Source organism: Proteus faecis, from assembly GCF_003144395.1.
GTDB lineage: Bacteria > Pseudomonadota > Gammaproteobacteria > Enterobacterales > Enterobacteriaceae > Proteus > Proteus faecis.
In genome coordinates, this window is the sequence record NZ_PENZ01000037.1 from 43,225 (window position 1) to 58,036 (window position 14,812).

General features: G+C 36.1%; 13 protein-coding genes. 7 read left to right on the forward strand and 6 right to left on the reverse strand.

What is annotated here, in order from left to right:
• Positions 1-26: 26 nt before the first annotated feature.
• Both rarD and DK858_RS13170 read right to left on the reverse strand, forming a co-directional pair.
• Positions 27-938 (reverse strand): EamA family transporter RarD, encoded by a 912-nt coding sequence (rarD, locus tag DK858_RS13165; RefSeq protein ID WP_109397808.1) that lies wholly within the window; start codon positions 936-938, stop codon positions 27-29.
• Between the two features lie 232 nt (positions 939-1,170).
• Positions 1,171-2,118 (reverse strand): aminoimidazole riboside kinase, encoded by a 948-nt coding sequence (locus DK858_RS13170; protein WP_109397809.1) that lies wholly within the window; start codon positions 2,116-2,118, stop codon positions 1,171-1,173.
• A gap of 272 nt (positions 2,119-2,390) precedes the next feature.
• Here DK858_RS13170 and DK858_RS13175 point away from each other — a divergent pair, with 272 nt between their 5' ends.
• Entirely contained in the window at positions 2,391-3,857 is a 1,467-nt protein-coding gene (locus tag DK858_RS13175; protein ID WP_109397810.1) for a glycoside hydrolase family 32 protein, read from the forward strand.
• A 29-nt stretch (positions 3,858-3,886) separates the two neighbouring features.
• Here the strand turns inward: DK858_RS13175 and DK858_RS13180 are convergent, their stop codons facing one another.
• Entirely contained in the window at positions 3,887-4,882 is a 996-nt protein-coding gene (locus tag DK858_RS13180) for a LacI family DNA-binding transcriptional regulator (protein ID WP_109397811.1), read from the reverse strand.
• A gap of 465 nt (positions 4,883-5,347) precedes the next feature.
• Between DK858_RS13180 and DK858_RS13185 the strand changes: the two genes are divergently transcribed.
• The 6 genes from DK858_RS13185 (at position 5,348) to allS (ending at position 11,686) form a co-directional block, all read left to right on the forward strand.
• Positions 5,348-5,983: a response regulator transcription factor gene (locus DK858_RS13185; protein ID WP_109397812.1), complete on the forward strand. Its 636-nt coding sequence runs from the start codon at positions 5,348-5,350 to the stop codon at positions 5,981-5,983.
• Positions 5,984-6,926: 943 nt separating this feature from the next.
• On the forward strand, positions 6,927-7,589 hold the full coding sequence (locus DK858_RS13190) for a CDP-alcohol phosphatidyltransferase family protein (RefSeq protein ID WP_109397813.1): 663 nt from the start codon (positions 6,927-6,929) through the stop codon (positions 7,587-7,589).
• Positions 7,590-7,592: 3 nt separating this feature from the next.
• Positions 7,593-8,315, forward strand: a complete 723-nt coding sequence (locus DK858_RS13195; protein WP_109397814.1) for a lysophospholipid acyltransferase family protein — start codon at positions 7,593-7,595, stop codon at positions 8,313-8,315.
• Complete coding sequence (locus tag DK858_RS13200) at positions 8,302-9,237, forward strand: phosphatidate cytidylyltransferase (protein WP_109397815.1); 936 nt, start codon at positions 8,302-8,304, stop codon at positions 9,235-9,237. The genes DK858_RS13195 and DK858_RS13200 overlap by 14 nt, the downstream gene beginning before the upstream one ends.
• 334 nt (positions 9,238-9,571) lie before the next feature.
• A complete protein-coding gene (locus DK858_RS13205; protein ID WP_109397816.1) occupies positions 9,572-10,393 on the forward strand; it encodes a CPBP family intramembrane glutamic endopeptidase in 822 nt (273 codons plus the stop codon).
• Positions 10,394-10,771: 378 nt separating this feature from the next.
• Positions 10,772-11,686, forward strand: coding sequence for an HTH-type transcriptional activator AllS (gene allS / locus DK858_RS13210; protein WP_036934748.1), 915 nt, complete (start codon positions 10,772-10,774; stop codon positions 11,684-11,686).
• A gap of 58 nt (positions 11,687-11,744) precedes the next feature.
• Here the strand turns inward: allS and DK858_RS13215 are convergent, their stop codons facing one another.
• From DK858_RS13215 to DK858_RS13225, 3 genes are read right to left on the reverse strand one after another with little or no spacing between them, the layout of a single operon-like run.
• Positions 11,745-12,986 (reverse strand): MFS transporter, encoded by a 1,242-nt coding sequence (locus DK858_RS13215; RefSeq protein WP_109397817.1) that lies wholly within the window; start codon positions 12,984-12,986, stop codon positions 11,745-11,747.
• 25 nt (positions 12,987-13,011) lie between these two features.
• Positions 13,012-13,917, reverse strand: coding sequence for a carbamate kinase (locus DK858_RS13220; protein ID WP_109397818.1), 906 nt, complete (start codon positions 13,915-13,917; stop codon positions 13,012-13,014).
• 47 nt (positions 13,918-13,964) lie between these two features.
• Positions 13,965-14,792 (reverse strand): oxamate carbamoyltransferase subunit AllH family protein, encoded by an 828-nt coding sequence (locus DK858_RS13225; RefSeq protein ID WP_109397819.1) that lies wholly within the window; start codon positions 14,790-14,792, stop codon positions 13,965-13,967.
• Between the last annotated feature and the right edge of the window lie 20 nt (positions 14,793-14,812).

A 14,812-nucleotide genomic window follows, 5' to 3' on the forward strand; every position in this document is an offset into this window, starting at 1 on the left:
AATAATCAAACAGGAAAATAAAACAATTACACCGTTTGGCTACGTTTTCCTTTTTGAATTTTTAGATAATTAAGACGTTTGCGAATAAGAGCCAATATACAGCATAAAAGCCCTAACCAAATCAACGAGAAACTCACGCCTTTTACTTCATCAAAAGCTTCATGGAATAAGAAAACAGCCAATAAAAATTGAATAGTAGGCTCAATATATTGTGCTAATCCGATTACAGTTAATGTGGTTCGTTTGACTGCTGCGGTAAAGAACAATAATGGCAATATAGTGACAGGTGCGGTTAGAATATAATAAAAACGAGTCAGATTATCTGCGGAAGGTAATGCGCTTTTATCTGTTATCAACAACCAAATAGTAACCCCTATTGCTAATGGCATTAACCAGAGTGTTTCGATAAATAAAGAAGTGATCACATCAAAACGAATAAACTTACGGATCAAGCCATATACAGCAAATGCCCCCCCCATCATAATAGCGAGTACAGGTAATTCACCGTACATCCACAATTGGTACCCCACTCCCGCACAAATTAAGGTAACCGCCCATTTTTCTGCTAGATTAAGCTTTTCTTTAAGAAAGATGACACCTAATAAAATAGAGAAGAGTGGATTAATAAAATATCCCAAGCTCGCCTCTAATACTTGTTGATGTGTTAATGCATAGGTAAATGTACACCAAGAAACGGCCATAGCCATTGAGCTAAATAGGCACATAAAAATAGAGCGCTTATCCTGTAAAACAACGCGCCATCGTGTCCTATTTTTAATAAAGAGTCGTACTAGTAATAAAAGAGGGATAGACCAGATCAAACGTTGAGCCAACATTTCTAACGGTTGCGCCCCAGGTAACAGACGATAAAACAGAGGCGTTATTCCCCAAAGAATATACGAAAAAATGGCTAATACCGCGCCTGATTGAGCCCACATTTAATGTTCCATCAATAAAAGTCAATAAGGTTTAATATCATACGCTTAAAACAGACAGAACAATATGATCAGCATCGCTGATTGATCAAACATCAATACGACGACATAGACAAGATAAAAAAAATCTCCACAAATAACGATTCCGAGAAAAGTCGTTATAAATGGAGAATTGGAAAATACCATTAAGGGAAAACCGTGGTAAAAACCACAACCAGAAAAAATAGGTAAGTTGTTAGAAAATCTCCCTAACATGTAACGGTGGTTGCTGCTGAACAAAATCACGTAATTTTTTACGACTTGGTGCTGCGGCTATCGCCCCTTTTTGGGTCGTGGCTAAAGCACCACAAGCAGCCGCTTGTGTCACTATTTTTGATAGATATTGTTCATCTTCAGCAAAACCATATTCAGCAAGCGCGGCTAACAAACCTGACATAAAAGCATCACCAGCACCGGTTGTATCAATACATTCAACGATAAAGGCGCTAAATGCGACTTGAGTATTTGGCGTAAAAACTAAACAACCTTTAGAGCCTTGAGTGATCACTTTTAAACGAGCGGGATAATCTTCTAATTTATTAAGTGCATTATTCAATGTCACTTCTTGTGTCATCCATGTAAGCTCATCTTCTGATAATTTTAATATGTCAGCTTTACGCGCATATTGATCAATAACTTCACGCATTTCTTCGTGATCACGCCACATTTGAGGGCGTAAATTAATATCAAAACTCAGCAGTGAATCGCTTTCTTTAACATTTTTGATTGCACAATCTAATGTCGAGCGACAAATGGGATTCACTAATGCTAAAGAGCAAAAATGCAAAATATCTTTATCAAAAGCAGGTAAAGATTTTTCGGTTAAAAATTGATCCGCAGACTCAGCCACTAAGAAAGTAAAATCACGCTCACCATTTTCTTGTAAAGAGACAAGAACAGTACTGGTGCGGTGAAACTCATCAAACTCCATTGCACGAGTATCCACACCCAGGTCAAATAATGTTTTTTGCATAAAATGGCCGAACGCATCTTCACCAACTCGTCCAATAAAACCACTTTGTTGACCAAGCTTAGCAACACCAGCAGCAACATTGACAGGCGCACCACCAGCGCATGCTTCATATTGCATGTTTTGCAATGGGATCAAGTCAACAACAGCGTCACCTAAAGACCAGACTTTCATAATCTCTCCTGAAGATAAGCAATTATTTTTCTTAACTATATTCTGTTCTTATGACTATTCATAACGAATAAGTAAATATATTGCTCGTAAATCCACACTGATAACGTTAACATAATAAGATAATATGATAAAGTCAATCTCATACATCGTATTTTTTTCACTCTAAATGTTATCGTTAACAACAGGAGTAATAGTGTGATTAGTCTGTTCTTTACCTTTTCTGTGCTCTTAAAAACACACTAATAACTCTAAAATAGAATAAGGATAATGATATGAAACACCGCTTAGAACAATCAACAACAGCCTTACATACTTTGATTGAAAAACGAGGCAACAAATTTTATCCCCAGTTTCATTTAGCTGCGCCCGCGGGTTGGTTAAATGATCCTAATGGTCTTATTTATCATGATGGTTTATATCATGCCTTTTATCAGCACCATCCTTATTCTCAAGATTGGGGGCCTATGCATTGGGGACATGCTACAAGCGCCGATATGATCCACTGGCAACACCAACCCATTGCGTTAGCACCGGGAGATGAGTACGACAAAAGTGGTTGTTTCTCAGGATCAGCAATTAGCCATGAAGGTAAACTCTATCTTTTCTATACAGGACACAATTGGTTAGGCGCCGAAGGGGATGATAGCCAAATCTATGAAGCACAATGTGTTGCTATCAGTGAAGATGGCATTCATTTTGAGAAAAAAGGCATCGTTTTAGAACCCCCTAAAGGCTATATGCATTTTCGTGATCCTAAAGTCTGGTATCAAGAAGGTAAATGGTGGATGGTTGTTGGTGCACGTGATGAAAAAGATCAAGGACAAGTCCTACTCTTCTCTAGCGAAACCTTATTTGTAGAGGGACAGCAGTGGAACAACGATTACACTGTTTTAGGAAAAACGGATGATAAAAATGTCTATATGTGGGAGTGCCCTGATTTCTTCCCGATTAGTCAAGAAAACGAATTTGCAATCGTCTTTTCACCACAAGGAAAACGCGCTGAAGGCTATCAATATCGCAACCTCTTTCAATCAGGTGCATTAATTGGCAAGTGGTCACCAAATCAACCTTTTAAACCACAAGGGCACTTTATTGAACTTGATAATGGCCATGACTATTATGCGCCACAATCATTTACAACACCTGATGGTCGCCGTGTTTCTATGGGATGGATGGATATGTGGAATTCACCAATGCCTACAAAATCTGAGTTTTGGTCTGGCTGTTTTACACTCCCTCGTGAAATCACTTTTGATAAATCTAAAAATCGCTTACGCATGCTCCCCGTTAAAGAAGTGGAATCATTACGTCAAGAAAAACAGACTATCCAGCCAGTAACACTCAGTAATCAATCTATCGAGCTAGTAAATAATACCCAAGCTATCGAACTCGATTTAACATTATCTTTAGACAGTCACGCTGAGAAATTTGGCTTATGGATAGGTGAAGGGCTTGAGCTTTTTGTTGATAATCAATCACATCGTTTAGTTCTTAACCGTCATTATCCTCAGCATAATATAAGTGGGGCTAGAAGTATTCCATTACCTGAAGGTTGTGAATTGAACTTACGTATTTTTATTGATCGTTCATCAATTGAAGTCTTTGTAAACAAAGGGGAATTCACCCTAAGCAGTCGATATTATGCTCAACAAGATACCCAAGCTTTACATCTTTTTGCCATGAATGGTGATGCAACATTGATTAATGGTGAATATTGGCAACTAAACAGTATTTACTGATATTGAGAAGATAAGTAAGACGTGAGTCTTTAAATAGACTCACGTTCAACTAATTGACAAGGTACGTGTACGGTATCCCTATGGTTTCTTTCTTGAATGATATGCAACGTCGCTTCTTTACCTAACTCATAATGAGGCAGTTGTACCGTTGTTAATGGAGGATAGAACAACTCTCCTGTACCAATCATATTGTCGTATCCCAAAACAGCCACTTGCTCCGGAATACGTAACCCCATAGAAAGTAAAACTTGGTAAGCTAAAAATGCGATACGGTCATTACCACAAATGAGAATATCAAAGTCAGCTTTTTGATGAACACAATGCTTTTTCAATATTTCAATCACATCACGGTAGTGTTCATCTCCAAATATCATCGTATATTGTTGTAGATGTGACAATGGCAACCCTGCCTCTTGCCAAGCATCTTCAACAGCTTTACGACGAATAGGACCTGCAACTGACTCTTCGGGTATATAAAAACACAAAGGACGACGATACCCTTTTTCGATGACTTTTTTCATCGCAAAATACTGCCCATGATAATCATCGGGAATATAAGTTGGAAAAGCATGTGTTTTATCTAAGCAGTTTGCTAGCACTAAATTCTTATCAAACAACTTTTCATGTACAGTGATCTCACGCAGCCCCATAGTGGTATAGATGATACCATCTGGACGTTGAGCCAAAAGTTGCCAAATTGCATTTTCATAACAATCTTGTGCAGTCAAATTGACAACAAATGAACTCCAACCAAATTCTCTTGCGGTTTGTTCTATCGATAGAATCATTTCCACCGAAAATGGTGTCGTTGCGGTATCAATGGCCAGAACACCAATTGATGATACTTTTGTTCCTTGACCACGAATTTTTCGTGCAGAATAATCTGGAACATAGTTAAGTTGATCAATCGCATTTTGAACTTGTTTCAGTGTTTCTGGTTTTAATAACTCAGGGTTATTAATCGCTCTTGAGACTGTCATCAAAGAAACGGATGCAAGTCGAGCTACATCTTTCAGTGACGCCATAGTATTGGCTCGATTGGTTTATTAAAAAGGTCAATAGAAATAAAGTGCTATTTTACAAGAAGTAAAGTCAAAAAGCCACAAAGGGAATTGTGTTGTAACTAAATGCGACTATTAATTAATTCATAAAAAGACACCTAAATATATTATTTTTTTACTTATTAAGTGAGTTTAATATAGTTAAAATCACTTACGAGAAAAAACTTAGTTACAATTAATAATAGTTATTCCTCTCGTCATTATAGAAATTAATTATTCTTATCTATAAAATACAAATATTGAAACAAAACAAAGTTCTGATATTTTATCTATAATATAATACAGAAGTATTAATCATTTTTAATTTGATATATTCTGAATATAGCTCCGTTACGTGAATGTTACCCTACACAAAAAACTTATAAATTAGTCAAATTTCGTTACTCATTCACTTTTAGTGTAAGAGCAAAGTAAAACCAGGAGCAACATATGGAATCAATAATCCACTTAATCACTTTTGAAGATGACAGTACAAAAGTTCAACTTAAAGCTGTTCTTTCTTCTTTAGCGGCTAATGTGAAAACCTATTCAAATGAACAGGCTTTCTTAAAATACTATTTTTCATCGACAAAAGGAGCTCATAAAGAGTGCATCATAATTAATACAAAAAGCAGTGCTGCCCCCTCAATTGCACTGATTAAAGAACTTAACAAATTGAAAAACATTATCCCTATTATTATTATTTCTGGGGATAGTTCCATTGAAAGTTGTCGTAACGCATTTAAATCAGGGGCTTTTGAATATTTAACTCGCCCTCTAAATGTGAATGAACTTCTTAATATTGTCTCGGAATCTTTCCTACATTATGAAAGTGAAGTTGAGCAATTCCGAACATATATATCTCTAAAAGATAAATTTGGTAAGTTATCTAATAGAGAAAAAGAGGTTATGGAGATGATCCTAGAAGGAAATACGAGTAAAGAAGCAGCAGAAAAACTTTCGCTATCGCCTCGAACAGTTGAAGTGCATCGTTCAAATATGTATACAAAATTGAAAATAAGATCACTACCACAATTAGTTCAAGAATATGATTTCTTTAAGAAATATGACTTAAGAGCAAACTAATCTACAATGTGATTTCTATTTATCAATAGGTTGTATTATCTAGCGATATAACGATATGACCTGTTTAACTTTCATTATCTTTTATTAATGAGAGAATGCTGTACTTCTAAAAATATTCTATTTTGGATGAATTACACCTAATATGGGAATAATTAATACGTTAGACACCATTCTACGATAGAAAGGGTGGCAACTTATTTCGATGCCCCCTTTCATTAGTGTTCGTTTAATTTCAATTTAAAAAAACACGTATATATTGTTTTCATAATCGCCATTATCAATAACTATTATGATTCTTTTTTATTAATAATAGAAATATAAGAAAAGATAAAGCTATTAATTTGATGTAAATCATTTTTCACTTATTATAAAGATGATTATTCTTATTTTTAATTTCTCATTTTCTTTATTCTTATTTCACGAAGAAAATTATTAATGATTAAAAAATAATACAAAAGAAATCCCCGTCTCTCTTTTTATGCCCATTTAAAGACTATTTATGCGGTTTGATTTTAGATCTAAACAAGAATTTCTTTATAAGAAAATTCTAACCAACGCATTTTAATTGCGATTATTTAAACTGTAAAATAAGAAATAATAATAAGTATTTCCTTTTATACCCCCTTTTACTTAAGAAATTTATTCTCTTTATAGTTTAATTAATGTAATACATCATTTACTATTTCTACTTAGTAACAATCAAATAAAGAATATCATTAAACGATCAACTCATGTAAGTATAATGCACTAGCCATGAATAAGTATTAACACCTATAAAAACAAATGATTATTGATGATTGATTTATAGTCTTAATAAGAACATAACAATAAGATATTAATCCACACAAAAAAACATAAGACAAACTTATACGTTTATTCTTATTCTCACTTTGTGCAAATGCCTTTATGCTATACCCTCCTAACTCGCTTTTTAAAAAGAAAAATGAACGCTCAAGATAAAAACCGCCGCCCTATAAAAGCAAGACAAACAAGCTGGGCTACAAAGTGTAGTCGCTACTTACAACAAAAAGGGGCAACCCCAAACGGTATTTCCGTGTTTAGCATCATATTTGCATTACTTGCCGCCTTATCACTTTTTTGTGCTCTCTTTTACACATCTGGATTATTACGATCAATTTTACTGCTCCTTGGCGCTATCATGATCCAAGGTCGCCTCATTTGTAATTTATTAGATGGTATGGTTGCCGTCGAAGGTGGCATGAAAAGCCCTGTAGGTGCTGTTTATAATGAATTACCAGACAGAATTGCCGATACTTTAATTATTTTAGGTGTTGGTTATGGATTATCTCCTGACTTTTCTATGGCCATTACGTTGAGTTGGGTGGGTGCTTTTTTTGCAGTAATGACCGCTTATGTTCGCGTATTAGGTGGTGCTTGTGGATTAGAGCAACAATTTACAGGCCCAATGGCAAAACAGCACCGAATGGCATTATTAACCTCTGTTGCTGTTATTGCTGCATTTATTCCCAGTTTTTGGGGAATATGGCTCTTTTTTATTTCCTTATGGATTATTATCTTAGGTTCAACGCTGACCACAATTTTCAGAACCCGTCGAATTTTACGGGATTTAGCACAAGGTGTCTGATTAATGAAAAATGGAAAACTTGCTTTCGATGCAAAAGTGGTATCATCCGTCTTAGTCTCTATTTGTCGATTTTTAACCGGTATTCGCGCCAAACAAACCTCACCTATTGCAAAAGATACACCTTGCATTTATTACGCTAACCACTCTAGTCATCTTGATGGTTTAGTTATTTGGTCTTGCCTTTCGCCCAATATTCGCCCTTATGTTCATCCAGTTGCGGCTGAAGATTATTGGAATAAAAACCGCTTACGCCGTTATTTATCTCGTCGTATCTTTAGAGCTATTCTTATTCCTCGACATGCGACCAAAATGAATTCTCTACAAGAGGAAAATTCTTGCGAAGAAGTTGTAAAACACCCCACTAATGATTCGGCATCATCTACACAAAATAAAACCAATGCACTTGTTTTGATGCAAGAAATTTTAGACCAAGGGGATTCTTTAATTATTTTTCCAGAAGGTACTCGAGGTAATGGCGAATCTATTCAAGATTTTAAAGCGGGTCTTTGGCATCTCTCTCGTAAAAATCCGAATGTACAATTAGTCCCTATTTATCTCGAAAACTTGAACAGAGTTCTTCCTAAAGGCTCTCGCTTAGTTGTTCCGGTTATTTGTAGTGCAATTTTTGGAGCCCCTATTAGAGCCACTCATGAAAATGAAAGTAAACAAGAGTTTCTGGTAAGAGCAAAAAGCGCGTTAGAGGAGCTACACAATGGAACGTATTAATAACGAGGTCTTCTGGATCTTTATTGGACTCTTCTCTTTCTTAATTATCGCCAGCATTATTGGCGCTATTTTAGCAGCAGTAAAAGGCCCAACTTCCACTATCACAAATCTTAATTCAAGGATAAACGCGTGGTGGGTAATGTGTATTATTGCAGGCGTTGCAATAGGAATTGGGGCAATCGGATCTGTCATCCTATTTACTATTATCTCATGGCTTGCATTACGCGAACTTATTACCTTAACCCCCACACATCGTGGCGATCATGAAGCGCTCTTCTGGTGTTTCTTCGTTATACTGCCTCTCCAATACATTCTTGTTGGTGTGCAATGGTACAACTTAATGGCGGTATTTATTCCTGTTTACGCCTTCTTATTAATACCAACACGTATGGCACTTTCAGGCGACACTCGCCACTTCTTAGAACGTATGGCAAAAGTACAATGGAGTGTGATGATAGCCATTTATTGCCTAAGTTATGCTCCAGCACTTTTAATGTTACCAATTGAAGGTTTCGAAGGCCGTAATATCAATTTATTGCTCTTTTTAATGATAGTGGTGCAGGTTTCTGATGTGCTTCAATATGTGTTTGGTAAATTATTTGGTAAACATCCTATCGTGCCTAAATTAAGTCCAAATAAAACAGTGGAAGGTTTTTTTGGTGGCATTATCTCAGCTAGCTTGATTGGTATGATGTTGTGGTGGGCAACACCTTTCTCATGGTGGGCAGCATTTTTACTCTCTTTAGTGATTACATTGGCCGGTTTTGCCGGTGGTTTATGTATGTCTGCAATCAAAAGAGACAGTGGTGTAAAAGATTTTGGTACGATGATCGAAGGTCATGGTGGCATGATGGATAGAATGGATTCCCTCTGTTTTGCAGCACCTATTTTCTTCCATGTTATTCGCTATTTTTACGTTTAGTTTTACTTGGTTTAATCAAAAGTAAACTAACCTATATGGGCTAAAATGCCGGTATTAAAACTGAACTGCACCCCCAAAGTTGGACACCAACTTTGGGGTGTTTTACTCATGCTAATTTAATATCACAAATTGACAATCATCATATAAATTAAACATTTGTTTTAATTTTAGATTAAAAATCAATTTTTGGTATTTTATATATAATTCAAATAATTAAATAAAAATATTGTCAGTAAAGAGGTCTGCTTTCTCTACTTTTTTATTTATAATGATAGCCTAGAAGGCCGCTATCTTTTACCCTAGCGCTCCTTTTCATTTTATAACCTTTACAATTATGATCACTTGGCTACTTCTTGCTTTTTCTTTGTTATTTTTGGGTTTTAATCGCACTCTTGCATTTATTTCACTGATATTTACAGCAGTTAGCGCATTTATAACCGGTGTTATTACATGGCATACCTTGCCAGTTATTGTTAGTATTCTCTTACTCGCGTTCGCCTATTCTCGCTATAAAAAACAGCCTCTACTTAGAGCAATCATCATTCTCATGCTTGTCATTATTGCCAGTGGATTAACTTTTCACCTTATTCCTGGTTTTAACAATTTACGTTACCTTTCACACGCCATTATAGGAATGAAAAGCGCCCCTTTCTCTTTTTATTTCAACGCTGATAAAGCATTATTACCTTTTATTTTTCTAATCTTTATTCCAACGCTTTTTGTCTGCGAACCATTAAAAAAAGCAAATAAATTACAGTGGACAATGCTAATTATTGCCATTCCTGCATTGTTATTAATCGCTGTAAAACTGGGAGGATTAGCAATTGAATTACACTTACCATCGTGGTTACCTGCATTTATTCTCGCAAACCTCTTTTTTGTATCACTTGCTGAAGAAGCATTATTTAGAGGTGTTATTCAGCAAACATTATCTCACTATCTTCCCCCTTATATTGCACTATTAATAGCAGCCATTATCTTTGGTCTAGCACATTTTGCAGGCGGATTACTGCTGATTATATTTGCTTCACTGGCAGGTATTATTTATGGATTAGCCTGGATGTGGAGTGGGCGGCTTTGGGTTTCAACGCTATTTCACTTTGCACTTAATCTGACTCACCTGCTCTTTTTTACCTATCCTTTTAAAATAGCCTGATCTCTATTTTTCATATTATAACGATGACCTATTTTTTATCCTGATCTTCACTGCCTTTTACTGATATTTTAACTTCGTCAGTAAAAGGATGAGTGAAACGTGAAAGCAATCACACAAATAGAATACAGATACTGTTCTTAGCGCCCATCATCCGATGAAATTTTTGTTAGTATGCTTTATTGCTTATCTATAAATAATCAAAACTTCATACGGCAAATAACAATAAGCTAAAAATAATAACATCCATTAACACGATAAGAAGTTGTCTTACTTTGCGGTATAGACCTCAGAAAAAATAGGTAAGCTTTACTTTGTTCACTTTTTTAATTCAGCATTATCTGCTGATATTTTGCCTCTCTTATTACCAGGACAAAAGATATGTTAGACCAAGAAATGATCCGTACCTTTATACAGGTAGCCGATTGCCAAAGTTTTACCAAAGCTGCAGATGTACTTCATAAAACATCAGCGGCGATTAGTTATCGTATAAAAACATTAGAAGAAAATATTGGCACCCAACTTTTTAATCGCACTACAAGAACCGTTACACTTACGCCGGCAGGTGAATATCTATTAGAGAAATGTCGTCAATGGATTGTATGGTTAGAGTCAATGCCAGTGGAACTCCAGCAAATGAATGCCGGTGTCGAACATCAGGTCAATATTGTCATTAATAATCTTCTCTATGATCGTACTGCGGTTGCCAGTATGTTGGCTTGTCTTCATCAACGTTTTCCTTCTACCCAATTTCATATTACTCGCCAAGTCTATATGGGAGTTTGGGATGCGCTTATTAACGAAGATTATCATTTTGCTATTGGTGTTACAGGCAATGAATCCCTTAAGAATAATATTAACATTTGTGCGATGGGCGAAATTCAATGGCAATTTGTTGTCGCCCCTAATCATCCTTTAGCCAATATCAGTGGTGTACTAAGCGATGATCAAATGCGTATGTATTCTGCAGTAAACGTTGAAGATACTTCTCGCCATCTTTCTAAACGCACAGCATGGCGTTTATCGGGTCAACATGAAATACGCGTACCTGACTTACATACAAAATTAGCCTGTCATTTAAAAGGTGTGGGAATAGGATTTTTGCCATTAAGTTTATGTAAACCACTTATTGATAGCGGACAGTTAATTGCGAAAGAAGTGAAAAATCGTCGTCATAATTCCCCCCTTTCATTAGCATGGTGTGAAGATAAAAAAGGCGCAGTAGTCAGTTATTTAGTGGAGTTATTTAAGCAAAATCATCCAAGCGTGCAATCGTTTTACGATCCTTTAAATTAAAAAGGCAAACCGAAGTTTGCCCTTTTAGTGTGTATTCAATAACTATCAGAATCACGTACTAGGCTTTTGCTTCTTCATTATTGTTACTTTCTTTAATAAAGAGGCTTGCCACAATACCGATACAAATCAGAATAGCGGCAAAGTAGAAACCCGAGTCCATACTACCGGTTTGGTCTGATAGGAAACCAGTTAATGTTGGTGCAAAAACAGAGCCCAGCATACCGATACAGTTATAAACACCAAACGATGTACCTAGAGCATGTCGCGGTGAGTTATCAGCAACCACAGCAACAAGTACTGGGTTTGTACTGATTTTACCTACAATACCGTAAAGGATCAGTGCGCCAATTAGTACTGGCATTGATTCTGACATTGGTACAGCAAGGATCGCGATTAATGACAGTGGTAACATGATCAGTAATACAGGTTTACGACGACCAATTTTATCTGAAACCCAGCTAAAAATAAGTGAACCAGGGATAGCAAACCACGGCATTAATGATGCGATAGTTGAAATTTGTGTTCCTGTAATTCCACGCTCTGTTTCTAAGTAGTAAGGTAGCCAAGTGACTAATACAAAGAAACCATAGATCGAACAGAAGATAGTGACATATGCAAGGTTAATATTGCGATTACCAAATAAATCTTTAAATGTCAGCTTAACTTTCTGTTTTGGTGCGCCATTTTCTGTCGCTGGTTGTGCTTTTGGCTTATCTTTGATGATCCATAACATCACCAAACCAATAATAATAATTGGCACACCAATAATATAGAACGGAGCTCGCCAGCTCATTCCCATCTCACCAACAGAAATACTTGAGATGTAGTAACCAATAGACAAACCAAATGCCATACCACTATTGATAATCGCACTACCTAATGTAATACGATGTTTTGGTATCGCTTCTGAAGATAGACCATACTGAGGACCATAATAGAAACCTTGGAATATCCCCACCATGACCCATGCGAACATAAAGGTTACGTAAGTTGGCATCATACCCGCAATAATGGTAAATCCACCAAAAAGAACCACACCGGTTACTAATACTTTTTTCTTACCTAAATAGTCACCAATCATGCCTGATGGAATATTTAATGCAGTATATCCGATAAAGAAAATACTCATGATGGAGCCAAGTTGAGCTTTAGTCAGATCAAACTCAGCACCAATATTTACCATTAAAGGACCAACAATAGCACGGCTACCATACAGCGCAATCCAACCAAAGAAGAAGATAATGGTCAGTTTGACCCAATAAGGGACTTTGCCTTTCTCATTCACTTGTGCATCGTTCATAATGACGCTCCTGAAAGAATTTTTATTAAGACTTATAAATTAAAGTGCCAGACTGACCTTCAATAACTTGTTGAATATTTTGTAATGCACCAATATGAGCTTGTTGCCCTGTTGCATTAACAAAATCACTCACTGCCATAATTTTTGGTCCCATTGCACCATCAGCGACAGCCATTGGTGCAAGTTCTTCTGGTGTTGCTTCACGAATTGCAGCTTGTTCTGGTGTACCCCAATTTTTATAAATAGCATCCGCCTCTGTTAAAATAACAAAGTGCTCTGCATTTAATTCACGAGAAATTAAAGCCGCAGTTAAATCTTTATCAATAACAGCTTCACTACCAATAAATTCATTATTTAAATTGTTGACTGGAATACCGCCGCCACCACCACAAATAACAATATGACCTTTGTCTAATAAAAGCCTTACTGCTTCAATATCAATGATCTTTTTCGGTATTGGTGATGGCACAACACGACGATAATGTTTACCGTCTTGTTTAAATGTCCATTGATACTTCGTAATTAATTCTTCTTTATCAGCTTCATCATAAATAGGGCCGATAAATTTACTTGGATCACTAAATGCTTCATCATTAATATCGACTGAAACTCGAGTCATTACCGTTGTAATAGCTTGTTCAGGATGATTTTGATTAATTTTCTGCATCATCATATAACCAATCATACCTTGGCTTTCTGCTACTAAAATATCCAGCGGATAGGCTGGAACAGCTTGATATGCAAGATTTTGTAGTGCAAGCAATCCAACTTGAGGCCCATTACCGTGTACTAATACAACACGATACTCTTTAGCTAATTTATTAATTGTCTCTGACATCAGTTCAATATTTTTATATTGATTTTCAGCAGACAAAATTTCTCCGCGTTGCAATAATGCATTTCCGCCTAAAGCAATAACAATTGTTTTCATAATTATCCGTATCCGAATGTTTATATAAATTCTTTTATTAAAAAAAATTAATAAATATGCTGCTGTTGTTTTTTAGCTTGGTAACCAATCCATAATCCCAGTAATGTATCCGCACCGGAATGATGACCAATAGAGAGTATTTCCAACATATCCTTAAAAATAATCTCTTTATTCTTTATTTTTTTACCTAGTTGAATGAGATAGGTAGAAAATATTCCCTGTGTGGCATATTCCAAATAATGCTTACTGACAATGGTGGTCAATTCAGATAAAGGCGGTGTGTTATAAAAAAAATTATTAAGTTTATTTTCTGGCTCTGCTAAGTAATGTGCAAATAACATTCCCACCAGCATATCATCGGAACTTGGTGTTAATCCGGGGCCTTTGCCTGTAAAAATAGCCCAGTTAACAGCATTGCCTAATAACTGATTATGAAATAGCTTAGTTAATAATTTAATTTCACTAAGTTGCGCGATTTGACGGTAATTTTTTAATGATCCGTATAACCCCGTTGCAATTGAGGGGGATAACAGAGAAAAAAAACTTTCTAACCAACGCAAATCTAAATCCGCTTTATCTTGTAAGCGCAAATTCTCACGTTGACCTGCGATCAAGGTAAGCTTATTTGTGAGTGTTGCTTGATGATTTTTAAGCTTCATCACTATCGAGGGATGGCACTGTTTTGCAAAATAATCAAAATCTTCTTGTTTCAGTAACCATCCCATCGGGCTTAATCCTCTACCTTCACGATGAAAAGTGATTAAGCGTTGTTGAGGACAAATGAAATTCAAAGCATGGTCATAAATGCCCACACATTTAATTTCACCTTCAAAGTCAGTGATATGCTGGCTGGTTTGAAGTGCTTGAATTTGCATAATGCCCCCTTTATTGCTGT